A 1,169-nucleotide genomic window follows, 5' to 3' on the forward strand; every position below is an offset into this window, starting at 1 on the left:
ACCCTGTGGCGGGGCGACACCCCGGTGCGCTACGTGCACGGCCTGGTCAGCCTGTTCAGCCAGGGCGACACCGGCTTTCGCCGCACCCGCTACCGCGCCGTGCTCGAACCCAGCCTGGCCCGCGCCGGCCTGCGCTCGAACTGGCGCATGTTCCAGGGCCAGAGCGTGCCCGAGATCATCCTCGCGGTGCTCAAGGCCCAGCGCCTGAGCGAGGTCAAGACCTACCTGTGCTTCGACCACCGGCCACGCGAATACTGCGTCCAGGCCGGTGAAAGCGACCTCGACTTCATCGCCCGCCTGGCCGCCGAAGAAGGCCTGCTGTACAGCTTCGAGCACCGTGCCGACGGCCATACCCTGTGGCTCACCGACCGCGTCGGCGGCCTGGGCACCATCGGCACCCACGAGCACTGCCCGGTGCTCTACCAGCCGCTGGCCGGCGGCGACAGCGCCGAGCCCGCCCTGCACCGCTTCCACTACACCGAACAGGTGCGCAGCGCGCGCCAGGTGCAGCGCGACTACACCTTCACCCACCCCTACTACAACCTCCAGCACAACGCCGTCGGCGCCAGCGACCTCGACCACCAGCACACCGACTACGAACGCTACGACTACCCCGGCCGCTACAAGCGCGACGCCAGCGGCAAGCCCTTCACCAAAACCCGCCTGACCGCCCTGCGCAGCGACGCCCGCCTGGCCCACATGGAAGGCGACGACGCGCGCCTGCAGCCGGGCCTGGCCTTCGACCTCAACGACCACCCGCGCGAAGACTTCAACGACCGCTGGCGCACCATCGCCATCGAACATCACGGCACGCAGCACAGCAGCCTGCTCGAAGAGGCCTTCGGCAGCGACAGCGGCACCGCCTACCGGCTCAGCGCCAGCGCCATCCGCTGGGACGCCGACTGGAAAGCGCCGCTACGGCCCAAGCCGCGCATCGACGGCCCGCAGATCGCCAGCGTGGTCGGCCCGCCGGGCGAAGAGATCTACTGCGACGAATGGGGCCGGGTCAAAGTCAGTTTCCCCTGGGACCGCGACAGCAACCAGGACGACCACAGCTCCTGCTGGATCCGCGTCGCCCAGGGCTGGGCCGGCGCCACCTGGGGCGCCATGGCCATCCCCCGGGTCGGCCAGGAACTGATCATCAGCTACCTGGACGGCGACCCCGACCA

The 1,169-nt window shown here is 70.0% G+C and carries 1 protein-coding gene; it reads left to right on the forward strand.

The genetic code is table 11. The features are described 5' to 3' along the window. Positions 1 to 1,169, forward strand: a 1,169-nt coding sequence (gene tssI / locus ABIE20_RS27630) for a type VI secretion system tip protein TssI/VgrG (protein ID WP_429508736.1), incomplete at both ends; no start/stop codon positions are given.

The organism is Pseudomonas sp. 2835, from assembly GCF_050435905.1.
Taxonomy (GTDB): Bacteria; Pseudomonadota; Gammaproteobacteria; order Pseudomonadales; family Pseudomonadaceae; genus Aquipseudomonas.